General features: G+C 42.3%; 14 protein-coding genes and 1 pseudogene. 7 read left to right on the forward strand and 8 right to left on the reverse strand.

Annotation, left to right across the window (positions count from 1 at the left end; all coding sequences use genetic code 11):
- Positions 1-163: 163 nt before the first annotated feature.
- Positions 164-1,021, reverse strand: a complete 858-nt coding sequence (locus tag RMY27_RS13495) for a sulfurtransferase (RefSeq protein ID WP_322663918.1) — start codon at positions 1,019-1,021, stop codon at positions 164-166.
- Between the two features lie 108 nt (positions 1,022-1,129).
- Positions 1,130-1,330: a hypothetical protein gene (locus tag RMY27_RS13500; RefSeq protein WP_322663920.1), complete on the reverse strand. Its 201-nt coding sequence runs from the start codon at positions 1,328-1,330 to the stop codon at positions 1,130-1,132.
- A gap of 340 nt (positions 1,331-1,670) precedes the next feature.
- Here RMY27_RS13500 and RMY27_RS13505 point away from each other — a divergent pair, with 340 nt between their 5' ends.
- Complete coding sequence (locus RMY27_RS13505) at positions 1,671-2,132, forward strand: DUF6632 domain-containing protein (RefSeq protein ID WP_322663922.1); 462 nt, start codon at positions 1,671-1,673, stop codon at positions 2,130-2,132.
- Positions 2,133-2,231: 99 nt separating this feature from the next.
- Here RMY27_RS13505 and RMY27_RS13510 read toward each other — a convergent pair.
- From RMY27_RS13510 to RMY27_RS13520, 3 genes and pseudogenes are all read right to left on the reverse strand, one after another.
- Positions 2,232-2,354, reverse strand: a pseudogene (locus tag RMY27_RS13510) (PEP/pyruvate-binding domain-containing protein); the annotation flags it as partial.
- Positions 2,355-2,357: 3 nt separating this feature from the next.
- Positions 2,358-2,579, reverse strand: a complete 222-nt coding sequence (locus RMY27_RS13515) for a DUF4327 family protein (protein WP_322663924.1) — start codon at positions 2,577-2,579, stop codon at positions 2,358-2,360.
- A 457-nt stretch (positions 2,580-3,036) separates the two neighbouring features.
- Positions 3,037-4,608: an adenosine deaminase gene (locus RMY27_RS13520; protein ID WP_322663926.1), complete on the reverse strand. Its 1,572-nt coding sequence runs from the start codon at positions 4,606-4,608 to the stop codon at positions 3,037-3,039.
- Positions 4,609-5,958: 1,350 nt separating this feature from the next.
- Here RMY27_RS13520 and RMY27_RS13525 point away from each other — a divergent pair.
- Together RMY27_RS13525 and RMY27_RS13530 are read left to right on the forward strand one after the other, a co-directional pair.
- Positions 5,959-7,242, forward strand: a complete 1,284-nt coding sequence (locus RMY27_RS13525; RefSeq protein ID WP_322663928.1) for an MFS transporter — start codon at positions 5,959-5,961, stop codon at positions 7,240-7,242.
- A 306-nt stretch (positions 7,243-7,548) separates the two neighbouring features.
- Positions 7,549-8,649, forward strand: a complete 1,101-nt coding sequence (locus RMY27_RS13530) for an alpha/beta hydrolase (RefSeq protein WP_322663930.1) — start codon at positions 7,549-7,551, stop codon at positions 8,647-8,649.
- A 323-nt stretch (positions 8,650-8,972) separates the two neighbouring features.
- Here the strand turns inward: RMY27_RS13530 and RMY27_RS13535 are convergent, their stop codons facing one another.
- Complete coding sequence (locus RMY27_RS13535) at positions 8,973-10,502, reverse strand: glycosyltransferase (protein WP_322663932.1); 1,530 nt, start codon at positions 10,500-10,502, stop codon at positions 8,973-8,975.
- A gap of 761 nt (positions 10,503-11,263) precedes the next feature.
- On the opposite strand from RMY27_RS13535, the gene RMY27_RS13540 reads away from it, so the two are divergent.
- Both RMY27_RS13540 and RMY27_RS13545 read left to right on the forward strand, forming a co-directional pair.
- A complete protein-coding gene (locus tag RMY27_RS13540; protein ID WP_322663935.1) occupies positions 11,264-11,677 on the forward strand; it encodes a GFA family protein in 414 nt (137 codons plus the stop codon).
- A 102-nt stretch (positions 11,678-11,779) separates the two neighbouring features.
- Positions 11,780-12,052 carry a Precorrin-3B methylase gene (locus RMY27_RS13545; RefSeq protein ID WP_099102095.1) on the forward strand — a complete coding sequence of 91 codons (273 nt, stop codon included), beginning with the start codon at positions 11,780-11,782 and terminating at the stop codon, positions 12,050-12,052.
- 8 nt (positions 12,053-12,060) lie between these two features.
- Here RMY27_RS13545 and RMY27_RS13550 read toward each other — a convergent pair whose 3' ends face one another.
- Positions 12,061-12,522, reverse strand: coding sequence for a DUF3592 domain-containing protein (locus RMY27_RS13550; protein ID WP_322663937.1), 462 nt, complete (start codon positions 12,520-12,522; stop codon positions 12,061-12,063).
- A gap of 205 nt (positions 12,523-12,727) precedes the next feature.
- Here RMY27_RS13550 and RMY27_RS13555 point away from each other — a divergent pair, with 205 nt between their 5' ends.
- Both RMY27_RS13555 and RMY27_RS13560 read left to right on the forward strand, forming a co-directional pair.
- Complete coding sequence (locus tag RMY27_RS13555; protein ID WP_322663939.1) at positions 12,728-14,992, forward strand: glycoside hydrolase family 10 protein; 2,265 nt, start codon at positions 12,728-12,730, stop codon at positions 14,990-14,992.
- 378 nt (positions 14,993-15,370) lie between these two features.
- The gene (locus RMY27_RS13560) at positions 15,371-15,631 is read left to right on the forward strand and encodes a hypothetical protein (RefSeq protein WP_322663941.1); all 261 of its coding nucleotides are present in this window, start codon (positions 15,371-15,373) and stop codon (positions 15,629-15,631) included.
- Positions 15,632-15,834: 203 nt separating this feature from the next.
- Here the strand turns inward: RMY27_RS13560 and RMY27_RS13565 are convergent, their stop codons facing one another.
- Complete coding sequence (locus tag RMY27_RS13565; RefSeq protein ID WP_322663943.1) at positions 15,835-16,476, reverse strand: DUF938 domain-containing protein; 642 nt, start codon at positions 16,474-16,476, stop codon at positions 15,835-15,837.
- Positions 16,477-16,524: the final 48 nt, after the last annotated feature.

Here is a 16,524-nt window from a genome sequence, read left to right on the forward strand (position 1 = left end):
TTATGGCAAACTTCAGCAGCTTTAAATAATACTAGTTTAGTAATACTGTTTAACGATCGCACTCAAGTTAAAGTGTATTTGCACTGTTGCGACGCAAGAATTTTACTCACAGCCTCAACCCAATCTACCATTATTCGGAAGCCAAGGGTATTGCTTTATCCGCTCATTGCATGACTCTGCTATCAATTGGTAGTGAAAAATCACGGGACCATTCATTCCAAGAGCCAAAATAATTTCTAGCAGAAATTCCTGCTTCTTCAAGAGCTATTAATGTATTCGCAGCCCTTGAACCCTTAAAGCAGTAAATGTACACAATAGACTCAGAAGTAATACCTACTGACTGACAAATTTCTCGGATTTCATCTGGCGATCGGAACGTGGGGATTTCCGATTCAGAATTCATTAGATGATGCCATTCTAACCATACAGCGTTAGGAATTCTACCTTTGCGAGGACAAAAATCAGGATGGTAAGGAGAAGAACTCAACCCAAGCCATTCGTTGCGATCGCGCACATCTAATTTAATAATTGCTGAATTTTCAATTGCTTGTAACATCTCGGTGGTAGTCACCATTATGTCAGCATTGGGATGTAATCTAAATATGCTGCTTTCACGGTTCGGTACTTCATCGGTAGTAAGTAATCCTGTCTTGAGCCATGCTTCATATCCTCCGTGTAAAATAGATACCTGAGCGCAACCCAAATATTTCAGTAAGAAAGCTGCTCGACAAGATTGACCGTAACCTTTATTTAAAGCATTTTCATAAACAATTAACTGTTCTGTACCAGATATTCCTACCCTGCTCATGATTTCTGCAAAATACTCTTGCAATTCCTTTAATCCTGCTGGGGAAGAATTCTCTAAAAGATATGTGAAAAAATCTCTAATATTTATGGATTGAGGAATATGAGAAATAGCATAATCTTCTGGACTTCGCGTATCAATAATGACAGTTTGCAATAAATTTCTTGCTAACAGTGACGCGAGTTCTTGAGGAGAAATGACGAGTTTTGTATTCACGCTTTCATGCTTCTGCTATTGTACCATTAGGCATTATCACCCTTGGTAGATTTGCATTTTGAAATGCAAATTACAGAATAATGAATGTTAAATGTTATAAGAGAGCTTTTAGAGGTGCTTAACTGTCATGCGATCGCGTTTTATCCACCATAAGCAGAACACACCTAAGCCGAAGAAAAAGATCATCGAGTTGAGAATATTGCCTATCACTGGTAAGCTTGTCGGCGTTGCAGCATTTATGCAACGCCGCCGAATTAGGAAAGCGATCGCTAGCAATGCACCAATACTCAACACAACTTTGGGAAACATTTGCCTCACTTAGTGCTTGTTGAACCACACCTAATACGTTTCGGATAAGCACTTTTCATATCCGTTGTGGTTTGGGAAAAGGGGAAAGAGTAAGGGGTAAAGGTTTGAATGAATTCACCTTTTTCCCTTTTCCTAAACCGTATTGGAACCACACCCATCGTATGGGCGCAAGGCCTTGCGCCCCTTATGCCCAAACCAGACCCCGCCTTCCTCTTTTCCCGACTTTTGCAAAAAGTCTATGATTCACCGTCAATGATGCATATTGCTTTGCAAACGATGCAGTCTTGAATCAACTTTAAAACACGAGGAACATCAAGATTTTTAACACTCCTAAGTTGAAGTGTCACTAGCAAGAATATTATTACAACTAGGTATTCCATTAGTAGAAACTACCCTGAAAAAATACTGTGAGGTTGGAGTAATGGATGAGCAGCATCGGTACTTGCAAATTGCCCTTGTTGTTGTTGGAATTGCTTTTCTCCTGGTCTATCCTTTGATGAAGATATGGCCATCGGGTTGGTCATGGCAACCAGGTCAATATGAATATGAACAGATGATCGTTGGTGTTTATGCGACGCTCGGTGTCTTTTTACTATGGGCTTCTCGAAAACCAGAAGCGCATCTCAGTTTAATCTGGTTCACCGTCTGGTCGAGTTTTGTTCACGGGCTGATCATGGCGATACACGCAGTGATTGACCCTGTGGAACGTGGACACCTCTTCGGGGATGTTCCAGCATTGATTTTAGTAGCAATTGTCCTTGGTTTTCTTGCATCACGCGAAGTAGCGCCAGTGCGTGAGTGAGCGCAGCATAACAAATTAAATGCAGCGGATAGAGGAAAATTCCTAAGGCCACCATCACGCGGTTAAAATCAACCGCAGACTTCAAAGCGGCTTCTAAATCACATCTTCAACATCTAAGTCTGCAACAATCTGTCTTAGCTGCGGTTCTATTCCTGCTGCTTGCATAAAATAGCGGTAGGCTTTAGCCGTAGTAGCAAATCTCGTAGGAACTTTCACGCCTTTGTTTCAATCTTCAATCCAGTCTTCACGACCTAACAGATCGATAATCTTATCTCTGAGTAAAAAGTCGTTTTCTTCTAGCACAAGCTCAACACAAATCCAATCTCGACCAGGAATGTACTGACACAAAGCATAAATTGGCTGGTTACGTCTTACAAGTCCTTTGTAAATAAGTTGGCGCGCTTCTTCTTTAATAACTTCTAGGTCATATTTGACAGCTGTATCCATAACTCTTCTCCCAGCTATTTAAGTTCTGCAAAACCAGAACAATTCATGCTTTGGCTTTACCTTAAACTTACCAAAACAATTTGAGGAAATTGTGAAAAAGATAATAATGATACATAAGTTTATTCCTAGACAATCTTGAGTTTAAAAGTATAATTTTTTACTTAGATTCCTTAATTTATTAGTCCTATGAAACTGAAGAGATAATCTTGCACTTCCTCACAAGTACCTCAAATTTTTTGCGTTTGTCTTTATCCTGTATAGACAAAGCTATAGGAGGGGAATCAATATGGAATCTAGAAAATACACTAAATTAACAATACCTTTGCCAAAATAAGAGCCTAGAAAAATTTTGGCAAAGGTATTGTTTGCAGTAAAGCTTGCAGGTATGAAAAACTTGACTTCTAATTTGTCGGTACGGTGAAATAATTCGTTGCTCTACGTTTTTCGTGAAAGTCAATCAAAGCCAGTTCTGCAATGACTCAAACCGAGCAAATTCCGATTCTAGCTGCCATTGAATCCGCGCGCGATCGCTCTTGTTCAAAAAAGCACTGCACCCTTGAGAAACAGAGGTTTCACCAGGGGTATCGCTTGCACAAGCTGGAACCATTGTCTTAAACTCAGGCGACTTCCAGAGACTATTTCCCAAAGCGAAACTATATTCTAAGCTATTGCGAGCCAGTAGCTTGAGGTCTTTATATCCCAGCCCATATCTCGTTGTTGCTAACAGATACTCATGACTCAAATCGATGCGGGAAATGCCTTCATCATCAGAAGCAAGGGTCATTGGTACTCCAGCCTTCCAATACTCCCTAAAAGGATGGTTATCTCCCTGTACATTCAAAATGATCTCATTACTAGTCAGGCAGATTTCAACCAACACGCCGCGTCGCCGCATTTGCTCCATTAACTCAAAGGGACGCTCCTCAAAAAGAATATCAACGCCATGTCCGATGCGAGATGCCTGTGCCACTTCTACAGCTTGCCGAATATGAAAACGTAAATCCTCGGTCGGAACCAAACCCAGGGTTAACTCTCCGGAATGAAGCGCCACCTTGACATTGGGATATTGGCGTTTGAAAAATTGCAGCATTTGCATTTGCAGAGTATAGTCGCGCAGTGCAATCGGGTTGTCTTCTGGGGCGACAAGATTGATGCCAACTACCCGCGAATCCGATGAATCTAATGCAAAGGCATAAGCTAACTGAGCAAACACTTCAACGGGCGACTTTGTTCTTGTTGTTTGCTGCAAATAGCTCACTGTTACTGCACATCCAGGCTGTGCTGATGGAGTACCGCAACCGAGTGTTTTCGAGACTTCGCGCTCCAACTGTGTAAATTGCTGGCTGCCCAGTGTCACTAGCTTAGTTAATCCTCGTTTGAGCAATTGACGGTGCATCTCTTGCAAATCTTTATTCCAACCAACTTCACGCCCTAGCTGTCGAACCTCACTGCCCTGAACGGTAAGCATTAACTCTAGATAGGTAATATGCTGCGAAGCTGCCCGATTTGCTACTGACGCGACCATATCATCCCGACGGCTCATAGAGTCTGATATTGGTCCAAAACCACTAAAAGCCTCAAAAAATTGGTCGTGTCCAGATTTTCCAGCAAATTGGAGGTTACGAGTAGACCAACGATTTATTAGGGAATCATAAACAGATGTTCGGTTTAACAATTCTGAGGCTGGAAAATAGCTACTGTCCTGACCGCAAGCCTTAGGTTCAACTAAAGCCCCCATCTTTGGATTCACACAATACCCATCGATGGCAGCCCACTCCAGATATTTTTCTGCGTACACAGCCCCGCTTAGATGACTGTGTATATCTCCTCCCTTCGGCATTCGCTGTACAAATGCTCGTAAAGCGGCTGGCTGCTTGCGATGAGCTTCAAACCAACTAGCAGCTTCAGCTTCACTCCGAGTCGAAGACTGCTGCAAATTAGATGGGACTTGGGCTACTACACTGAAGATAAAACAGCTAGAACTCGTTAATACTCCTAAAAACAAAGATAAGGGAGCTCGTCTATGCATATAGATTTATTTTTTTGTAAAACATGGCCAGTATGAATGTAGTTCTCATGCTGTTCAAAACCATCAACTATCAATCTTTATAAGGTAAATAAACTATAACCTAAGATAGATACGTATTAATAAATTTTAGATATTTCAATCAGAACTTATCATTTTTTAACATTGTATTGAACTCTGCAAAGAAGATTGTTTCTAAAAATCAGGATACTGTTGGGTGTTTATTTAGGTTTGTTATTTAAATTCAAAAATATACATTAATACGATTACCGCAGACCGCATCGCATAGTCACAACGTACTAAATTAACTGGTTTGAATGTATCTGAGATAAATGGCACTAAGAAAAGCGTAAATCCCTGGTATTCCTGGATGAAAGGGTGTGGGGTGTTGGGTGTCTGACTTTTCACGGGAAGTACTGAAACCCTCATCAAGAGCGGGTGTGGGGTTGCAGGTTTGGGGTGTAGTAAGACAATATCAGTTCTCTACACCCTACCCCTAACAAGATAGCCCTCACGAGGTTTCACATGAATTTTAGTGCCATTCGTATCTGAGATAGAAACATAGAACTCAGAAGACATATAGCATTTATGTTGATGAGAGAATAGCACCTGACGACAAGCCAAAGAAACGTCTACGCATTTAATCGGGGATTTGCACAATGTGAGCGATCGCATTTCCCAAACGAGTAAATTTTCCCTTTCACCTTTACCCCGACTTTTGCAAAAAGTCTAATGGAATCGTTGTTCTCTCCTACAATACCCTGCCTACTATACGGCTGAACTTAGTGTCATTCACCTCTTCACCTTTTGCCAACTTCTGCAAGAAGTCTATTGATAACTGATTTAGCCACTGTTCCAAAATTAACTCACAACAATCTGTCGGTCAATAGACTAATAAACACACTTCCAGTTTTTCTTCGACTCAATCCAAAGAGTCCAGTTTCAAATTAACCTTTATCAATACCTTTTGGGCGATGTCTACAACAACTACGCCTATGCTTTCGCTCTTTTATTGTCAAGTCAATCTCTATGATTAATAGGCGTGAGCTTTGGCATAATCTACACCGCTTACCAATCACGCACCACAGACTTACAACTTCAAAGCTAACCTACACTTGCCACTAACCCAAACTCCTTTGCAGTAAGGCTCACCATCAAAACTTGGGATATTTTACAAAAATATTTTTCAACGGTGATTTAAGTACAACATTTGGGAACAATCTATGGAACTCAGGTTTTTGTGGGTACTTAGGTGATTTCTAAGTATCTACAAAAAGAAGATAAACCTGCTTAAAATGCAGCCTGAGTTTCCACAAAACAGAATAAATCACCTAACTTGTAATATCTATAAAAATGCTTAATTCTGAAATTCAAAAAAACCTTCGCCATAATTTTACTGTCAATGTTATTGAAAGTGGATTTTTTGGTTTTGGGAGTGGTTTTGCTTCATTTTTCACGATTCTTCCTCTATTTGTTAGTACTCTTACTGATTCTGCATTACTCATCGGTCTGATCCCAGCTATTCCACGCTTAGGCTGGCAACTACCTCAGCTATTAACAGCTAGTAAGGTAGCTCGTCTACAGTGTTACAAACCAACTGTAATGTTATTGACAATTCATCAGAAGCTTCCATTTTTGGGATTAGCACTGGTGGCTTTGTTACAACTAAAATTCAATCACCAAACTATCTTACTGTTGACATTTGCCATACTCATTTGGCAAGGGCTAGGCGGTGGGTTTAGCGCTACTGCTTGGCAAAGTATGGTTGCGAAAATTGTTCCCTCTAAAAACCTTGGTATTTTTTACGGTACTTTATCAGCATCTGGTAATTTGATGAGTGTTTGTGGTGCTGCGATCGCTGGTTTACTGCTTAAGGAAATTGCTCAACCATTTAACTTTGCTCTGTGTTTTTTGTGTGCCAGTTTGGCAATGGCTCTATCTTGGTTTTTTATGTCTAGGACGCGAGAGCCAGTAAGCATCACACCATCAGCCTTTGAAAGTAGACGTGAATTTTGGGACAGTCTGATTGTGATCCTCCGCTGTGATGAGAATTTTCGTTGCTTTGTGATCGCACGTATGATCTCACAGTTAGCACTGATGCCACTTCCCTTCTATACACTCTATGCCGTACATCAATATGAGATGGGAGAAGCATCTATTGGGTTCATTACGACTCTATTGATGGTCACACAAACTATTGCTGGATTAGTTTTGGGTTGGTTAGGCGATCGCATCGGTTGCAAGTTGATTCTACAAATTGGTTGTGTAGCCTGTGCGTTCAGTTCGGTTTTAGCTTGTTTGGCATCAAATGCTAACTGGTTTTACTTGGTATTTATAGGAGAGGGAATAGGTATGATAGCTCTGCAAAATATTGCTGCGGTAATGACCTTAGAGTTTGGAAACCTACACCAACGACCAGCCTATATTGGTCTTGGTAATACCCTTATTGCCCCTGCCAGCATCCTTGCTCCTCTACTAGGTGGATGGATAGTGGAGAATATTGACTATAGAACTACCTTCTTAGTAGCAGCTATCGGTGCATTAGTTACAGCACTGCTTTTGCACGTAGGAGTAAGCAATCCACGCTATCTTGAACAAAATTTTAGTAACGATTCAGTTAATGTTTTGCCTGAGTAGTAAGCATTTGATATTAATTCGTCATCCCTAATCCGAATGCACTAGCGTGCTGTAAACTCATACATCTGTCACTAATACACCCCTACTGAAGAGTTGTTAATTAATCAAAAGCAGGAGAAAGAAGGAATATTTTTTATTAATAGTTATTTTTGCCAATCTACATTGTTTATTAACTAACCCAGCATTTTTATCACCCTCATAACACTGTATAAATCATTCTTGAGAGTGAAAGTTGGATGATTCTAACTATGGTATGAAGCTAAAAGCAGTTAACAAAGCATTGCAAGGTTTAGGCTCATGATATTCATGCCTCATAATTTTCTACTTGTATGGCTGTTTCAACTGCTGTCTGTTGGGGTACTTGGCGGAGGAATCTACATTCTCTATGAATGGTACGAACGAGAACTTGTAGGAACGCCCTACTTGGTGGCTGGATTAGTAATGGTTCTGTGGACTTTTGGCGGTCGTTTTATCAGTTTGCCACTGCTGCGCCGTCCTGGAAACGAGGAACCCAAGTTTATGCGTAGCAAAACCGTGCAGCGCTTACCACGTCCAGATGGGAGCGTGTTGCAAGTAGAGTTTTTTGGCCCTGAAGATGGTCAACCAATTATCTTGTCACACGGTTGGGGCCCAAACAGTACTATATGGTATTATGCCAAACGACAACTAAGCGATCGCTTCCGAGTAATTGTTTGGGATCTACCAGGGTTAGGAAAATCCGCTAAACCGAAAAACAACGATCACTCTATAGAAAAATATGCCCGTGACTTGGAAGCTGTTATTGCCATAGCAGGGGATAAACCTGTTATCTTGTTGGGACACAGCATGGGCGGAATGATTAACCTGACATTCTGTCGCCTTTTTCCAGAGCAATTGAGGAGTCGAGTAGCTGGCTTAATTCTTGTAGATACTACTTACATCAATCCGGTAAAAACTTGCATCTTTAGCAATCTGGTACGGAAATTGCAGAAACCGCTACTCGAACCTGTGTTGTCCCTGACTATTGTGCTGTGGCCGGTTTTTTGGTTGATGACTTGGCTCTCGTATTTCAATGGTTCGCTGTACATCACCGTCGAACTATCTGGATTTACGGGTACTGAAACACGCGGTCAACTAAGTTTTGCAGCATTCTTATCAGCATTGGGTTCGCCTGGTGTTCTGGCTCGTGGCACACTGGCAATGTTGAAGTTCGACGAAACAGACACACTTGCAACTATTAACGTTCCTGTATTGGTAATGTGTGGGGCTTCAGATATAGCGACAAAACCTGTGGCGAGCGATCGCATGAAAGCAGAATTACCTTACTCTGAAAGAGTCACCCTAAAACCAGGTGGACACATGGCATTGATGGAGCAAAATCAGCAGTTTGCTGAAGCAGTCAGCACATTTTGCGCTGGCTGCTCATAGCTGCCTGAATCCCACATTTAGCATCCATCAAAAAATATTGCTCCAGGGTTGACGTTTCGGTGTTTCGCGCAGTCTGTAGCAACTTCCGCCTTCCCTGCAAGAACTTCCGCCTTGACGTTTCGGTGTTTCGCGCAGTCTGTAGCAACTTCCGTCTTCCCTGTAAGAACTTCCGCCTTGACGTTTCGGTGTTTCGCGCAGTCTGTAGCAACTTCCGCCTTCCCTGCAAGAACTTCCGCCTTGACGTTTCAGTGTTTTGCGCAGTCTGTAGCAACTTCCGTCTTCCCTGCAAGAACTTCTGCTTTAACCCCAGTTTTGCACTTTATTTAATCCACATTGCTTAGTACCTTTTGATTAGATCCAAAGTAGAGTTCGCTCAATTCTTCCAAAAAAACATCGGTCTGCGATTCTGGATTACGGAAGTAAGGATGGATAGGAAGGAGTTCAGGGCGAGGGCGAGTTTCCGGTGAAGACACAATTTGCTCAAGCAAAGACAGGTAGTTTTCACCAGTAGATTCCCAAGTGTACTTCTTCAGCACCCGTTGCTGACCAGCTTGGGCAAAATACTCCCACTCTTGAGCATCACATAGCAACCGCTCCAAGCCTCGTGCAATATCAGCAGGATCTTCTGGGTCAACGAGTACGCCATATTCCTTATCTCCCTGTCGCAAGCTCTCGCTAGGACCACCGTTCTTGGTTGCTACCACTGGTAAGCCTGCTACTGCTGCTTCTAAGGGAGCAAGCCCAAAGGGTTCGTAGAGTGCAGTCAGCGCAAATACTGAGCGGCGTTTAACCATAAACCTATAGGTTGCTGCCAGTGACTCTTGAGACTGATGTAACAAGCTAAATGCACTGATTTTGCCCCACAAGTCGTTTTCTTTGACCGCTTCTCGAATCGGGGCTAATACTTCTTCAGTGATTTCGTCGCTAGTCTCTTCTCGTAAAGGATTGTCCAGCGCCCCTGTAATTATCACCAAGTTAGCTCGTTCCTGAAGTGTTGGACTGATTGCGAAAGCTTGCACTAGTCCCAATATGTTTTTTTTCAGCTCTAATCGACTGGATGCTAAGATGACAGGCAAATCTCGACGGTCTTCTGCAATGTCCCGTGCCAATCGTTCCTGAATGAACTCGTAAGTAGCCTCCTCGTTTTCGGAACGCGCTTCTGCACCGAAAATCGAGAAATCTGCTCCCGGTGGAATCACTGCAAAGCGGTTGTCGTTGTCTACATCCACTGCACCACTATAGACGCGATGAGAATACTGTTCAAAACGTTCTTGTCGTGTGCTGGTGATATTAACCGCCGAGCGATTCATGCTCAGGCGTTCGGCTAAAATGCGATATCTAAAATTAAATTGCTCGTCTATCCCTGTGAGATTTTCTGGGGTGACTTCCAATTTGTCGATCTTTTGAGCGCCGAGAGAATGAGCAGTAAAAGTAAAAGGTATGCCTGTCTCCTCTTCAATTAAAACGCCACACAGTCCTCCATCGCCGTAGTGAGCAGTCATAGCATCGGGTAAGCCACCTTGCTCTTGATAAAATTTCAAGATGTTGGGTACCCAATCAGCAACAAGATGAGGCCATAACAACTCTTTAGAGAGAAATTCTTTTGGCCCAGCTGGTAAGCGGATAATGCGGACATTATCGATCTCTGGATAAGTGTCAATCGTTTCGGCAAACTCTGGCCACTCCGGGTCAATAATTTGACGGGTGATAATATCAACTTTATGACCCATTTGAGCTATGGCTATAGCGACTTGCCTAACGTAAATTAGCTGACCCCCAAAATCTGGGTGTTTCGTTATGTGACTATTGCTTGAATCAAAATTGCCTTGAGGGTTAAGAAATCCAATATGCATAGCCCACTTCCTAATACAGGTTAATTTCTATCAGAGATTTTTGCTTGAAGACGGCAGCATAATAGCTTAGTGAGCTTGTTAAAAACTCCCAAGGCTGAAAAACGCAAGCAGTGAGGCTGTAGATAAATGGCCAATTCACGCATTTATCCTAATGTTTAAGTTAATCGCTACTGCGGCTGGCGCATATATACCCGATGACATAAATAGCATGGTAACTTTCAAGAAACAAGGCAGGATGTGAATAGCAAGTGGTACGCCATCGGCTGCGCTGCTCTTAGAAAATACAAGGTAAAATTACTTAATCTACCTGGCAACACTACGGTTTAAGGCTTAAAATCAGATAAATTAACTATTGTTTCCAAAAATGGAATTGAGTGTAGTGTATCTAATCGGATTTTTGATTGCTGTCTTTTAATTTTTATCATCAATCGATAACAAATAATCTTGAGTCATGTCAAAGACAGACCATGAATCTTGCACTGTAGAAAAGGCAATCTTAAAAAGCTGTAAAAAAAGCAAAAACTTGTAAGACTAGATAAGAGTGCAATGTGTAATAGACCTCTGACAAAAGTGCTTTTTGCAAGAGGGAGAAAAGGGTAAAGGTTAAAGGGAAAGGGGACAATACAGAACCTTTCCTCTTTCCCGACAAATGCCAAGAAGTGTAATGAATAAACCCGCGTCCTAGCAAAGCTGTCTTGAAAAGTTGTTCTTGGGGGAGACCCCAACGATCAAACTTTTCGCTTCCAAGGAGAGATATTTTTATGGCAACAAAATTTACTGGCGGTTGTCTATGCGGCTCTGTCCGCTACGAATGTTTAGCCGAACCCATTAGAATGGTGAATTGCCACTGTCGTGATTGTCAACGGGCCACAGGAGGTGCCTATGCATCTGGACTTCTTGTACCGCAGAGTGCAGTCACCGTCACCGGAGATATTAAATACTATGACGTGATTGGTGATAGTGGAAGCCTTGTTGGTCGAGGTTTTTGCCCAAAGTGTGGTTCCCGATTATTTAGCAAGCCCCCGATCGCTGAGCTTCTTGGCATTATGGCAGGGAGTCTTGATGACCCAAGCTGGTTCCAACCTGCGATGGATATTTACACAGCCAGTGCCCAGCCGTGGGATTACATGAACCCAGACCTGCCCAAGTTCGCTAAGATGCCACCCAGGCAGTAGTAGGATGCATTATGAAAAGCTGAAATCAGCCAGCTTGGAATTTGAAGTGTCAAGATAAATCTGACTCGCTAGGATGGCATTAGAAATTTATCGCATTTGAGTATGACTAAGCAAGATACTCCACTTACAGGAGACGCGCTGATTAAAGAAGTCTGTCGGCGGATTCGAGTAGCCCGCAGCTATTGGGATGCTCACAACAATGCAGCTTGTCGGGGCGAACGCGATCGCGCCTTAGCCCTTTACAATACTCTGACTAAAGAACAAAAAGACCAGATTCCGCAAGTGTTGCGGGTGTGGTTGCGTTACCGGAGTGAGAAATATTTTGGCGCACACCGAACGCCGCCAAAGTCAGCACGAAAATCAAAACATATCTAATGCTATAGTCACTCACCTGAAGACCAGCGTATAGGCAACAGTCTACCCACGCTAAAAACCACAGCTAACCCACCCATCCCAAACATTCCCCAAGGTACTAAACCTTCTAGCGGATTCACGACACGCGCAGTAGTTATGGGTTGTTGAGGATTGTAACGTATCACCACCATCTGACCGTTGCTGGAACGGTAGGACTCATAATTGCCTGTAAAGCGAGTGCGTTTACCGTTGGCTAGAAACTCGATAACTGGCGCATAGGTTTCTTTTTGCTCATTGTTGTTTGTACTGCTGCGATCGCGACGACTGATGCTGTCTACCACCGTACCGCGTGTTTCGTTTAGCGTTGCACTTTCGTAAGCGATTATGTTACGTACCCAAAAACCACCCCCAATGAATAGTAATCCAATGGCCAGCCCAATACTTGCGCTTAATTTGTCCTCAAAAGTGTTTTGGTGAGGTTGGAAATTCATGGGTTTGACGATCGCACAACAATAAATTTCATCACAGCATCTCGATTACAGCTTACATTTGAAACATTTCTATTTGGCACCACTAAGCTTATAACTGCGTCAACTATCTTGCAGCTAAATTACTGCATCAGTTTTCTGATGTAGTAATTTAACGTTTATATGGTATTAAATATAACCAATTAACCTCGTTTAGTAAGCAGAAGTAATGACAACTCAGTTTTGGGAAAAAAGTAGAAAAATTAACGCAATTCTAACTAACTTACTATTTAAGCCTGTACACAGACGAGTACTAGTAGGCCTCAGTAAGCTACAGGTAACGAGTCAACAGACAGCGCCGTGGCTTTTGAAAAAGCGTCTGCTGCCATTATTATGTCTGATCTCATTCTTTCTGGTATTGCTACTCAACAGCTTTGCCCCTACCGTTGCCCAACTACCTCCTCAACCTCGTCAGGAAATTCGGGGAGTGTGGCTAAGTGGTAACGATTTTAGCGTTTTTAGAAATCGTTCACAGGTGCAAGCAGCCATGAGTCAACTGCGGCAGTTAAACTTTAATACTGTTTATCCCGTAGTTTGGAATGATGGTTATACACAATACCCCAGTGCCATCATGCAGAAAAAGGGGATACCTTTTTTCTTCAAGGGAGCAGAGGGACAAGATGTAATTGCAGACATTATTACTCAAGCCCGCAGCCAAGGGTTACTAGCAATACCCTGGTTTGAATTTGGTTTTATGGTTCCTCTAACTTCGGAACTTGCATCGCAGCATCCAGATTGGCTAACACAAAAAGGGGATGGGACTCAAACTTCAATTAGTGCTGCGGGTGAAGTAGCGTGGTTGAATCCCTTTCACCCAGAAGTGCAAGAGCTTATCCGCGAACTCGTGATCGAAGTTATCACTAAATACAATGCTGATGGCGTTCAATTTGACGACCACATGAGTTTACCTGTAGATTTTGGTTACGATCAGTACACGATTAGTCTATATACTCAAGAAACTGGGAATCCTCCACCACCTAATCCCCAAGCCCAAGCATGGATAAAATGGCGGGCAGATAAAATGACTGCATTCATGGTAGACCTTTATCAAACAGTGAAAGCCAGAAAACCGAATGCCATTTTTTCAGTTGCTCCTAATTACTATAATTTCGCTTATAAAATGCAACTGCAAGATTGGCTAAACTGGGTACGGTTGGGTATTGTTGATGAGTTGGTCATGCAGGTGTATCGTAATGATTTGGAAAGTTTTATCGCTCAAATTACCCGCCCAGAAATTTTAGAAACCCAACAAATCATTCCAACTGGTATCGGTATTATGGCGGGTTTACGAAATCGTCCAGTTGGCATCCCACAAATCAAATCCCAGGTAGAAGCAGCGCAACAACGCGGTTTAGGTATTGGCTTTTTCTACTACGAAAGTCTTTGGGATATTGCCCCTGAACCAGCAGCGCAACGCCAGTCAGCATTTGCGGCTCTTTTCCCAAATTCAGCGTTGCGCGATATTTCGCAAAATACACCCCGCAAGTCAACTTATAACACCGTAAGCTTACCTCTATATCCAAAACCTTCCCTTGGGCAACGTATTCGCGGCTATTTTTTGGAAGTTGCGATCGCAAATGGTCAACCAAAACGTATTTTATTAGATACGGGGTCAGCAGGGCTAAGAGTTCCCAAAGAGTTTTTAGGTAATTCTCCTATTCAAAGAACAGGTCAAAATATCAAGGAGGTATTAAGTGATGGTACTATCCTGGAAGGAGAATTAGTTTACGCTAATGTCCGGTTTGGTTTGATTCCCACCGCCGAACCTGTTCCCGTACAACTTGTTACTAGCCGCCAATGTAGCGCCAACAAACCTAAATGTTCAGCAAATAGTGGTGTACCATTTTCGGGAATTGTCGGTGTTAACTATTTTGAAAAATCACTTCCCTATAATCCGTTGAGAAAATTATCGGGCAATCTGAGTAACGGATTTATCGTCGCTGGCAATGGTGGTAGTAACAAAAATGGCAGCCTTATTCTCGGTTTAACTGCTGAGAATCAAGCAGGTTTCAAAATGGCTTCTTGGAGTCAACAGCCCGAAATTAATGATGTACCCGGTAAAAGATGGGATTCTCGACTAACCAAAGTTTGTTTAACTCTTGCTGGGAGTTCTGCGAAAAATTTGTGTAATAGCAGAGCGATCGCTGATACTGGAACTATTAATGGTTTGACTGAATTCAAGTCAGCTTCTACAGCAGGTAAACTCAAACCCGGAGTATTAGGGTCAGCAAATGCTGTGAAAGTAGGAATTAATGGCATTTTTGATTATAGTTTGACACCAGGAACCCGTGACGGATTTAATCGCTGGAATTTGAGTATCTCGCCACAATCAGAACTGACTATATTTGTAAATCCTGGAATCGCCTTGTTTGATAAATACGATGTACTCTTTGACCAAGTTAATGGTAAACAGGGTTTTCGCAGTCGGCGGTGAGAATAAAGTAAAGACTTGCTGACTCAGATAGCGTTCAATTAACCCAGGATTTACCCAAACAATGGCCAAACACTCAGGTAGGCATCACTTGGTTGGAAGTCCTTGCAGCACGTTCTTTACGGGGAGGTCAGTCGGGATACATGCAGCGCGATCGCGTACAAAATCGCCCCAAGACGTATTATACTTTCGGCAATCGTATAAATTGCTGTATTAATAATATGTATTGTACTTAATACAACTAAGTAACTTTAGCTAAATTTTAGAGTAATTCAAATGAATTACTCTATTTTTCTAGAAAAGCCTTATGTCATAAATAGGTTAAATAGCTTCCTGATAGATTGCTATTTAATTCAAACATGTATTAAAGGTAACAATGATATGAAAGAAAAGAAGGGAGCAGTTGTTGCAGGTGGTCTTGGTGCTGCCGCAGGTACAGTAGGTGGTGCCGCTGGAGTAGTTGGTGCAATTTCAGCATCTGGTAGTGTTGCTGGTCTGAGTGCAGCTGGAATGACTTCTGGATTAGCGGCGATCGGAGGGGGAACCATGCTAGGAGGTATTGCTGTAACAGTTGCCGCTCCAGCAACATTAGCAGTAGTAGCTGGATATGGTGCTTACAGACTTTGGAAGAAGTTCATGTAATAAACAAGGAAGCTGATTAACATTGGTTCTCGAAAACCCCGTGTGTAAACAATTATACGACTGTTTACACACGGGGTTACTTTACTAGTGAGCTATCGCAAAAGTTTTGAAGGGTTATAAAAGTTTGTAGTAAGCACTTCAGTGCTTAAAATTGAGCGATAAATCGCTCACTACAAACCCATCAAAATTAATGGGACAGACCACTAGGCTGAACATTGAAACACTACTGAAAGATTATTAGCTGGCATTTGGTAAATCTGTTGCAAGATCAGATTTTGGGCGCTAGCTACTGCTACAACATCATCCAAGTTACGCACACCCCACTCTGGGTTTTCAGTGCGTAAATATTCGTCAAAAGCTACATTACTTGCCGCTGTATGTTCCCCACCTTGTTTGAAGGGACCATACAAATAGAGGATACCTCCTGCTTTTAGGATACGACCTGCCCCTGCCATTAACCCCAGACAGGCTGACCAAGGTGAAATGTGAATCATATTGATGTTGACGATGGCAACAATTGGCTTCGTATTTAGCCAATCAAATCCACCATTTTCCACAGCCCAAACTGGTTTTCTGACATCTAGTTCAAGCGGTGCATAAACGTTATCACATACATTGTGTTCAGTCCAAGAAATAATGCTGGCTCTTGATTGTGGATTTACATCGGTTGGGAGCCACAGATAATCTCTGAGCTTGGATGCAAAAAAGACTGCGTGTTCACCAGTACCACTTGCTATTTCTAAAATAGTGCCGCTCTCCGGCAACACTTGTAAAAGTACTTCTAGAATTGCTTTACGGTTACGCTCGGTTGCTGGTGCGTATTTTCGTGCGTCTTGTGGTGTCATCTGGATCGTTATATTTATAATTAATCTGAACAAATATCAAACGAAGAA

It is taken from the genome of Nostoc sp. DedQUE09, from assembly GCF_034530915.1.
Lineage (GTDB): Bacteria > Cyanobacteriota > Cyanobacteriia > Cyanobacteriales > Nostocaceae > Nostoc.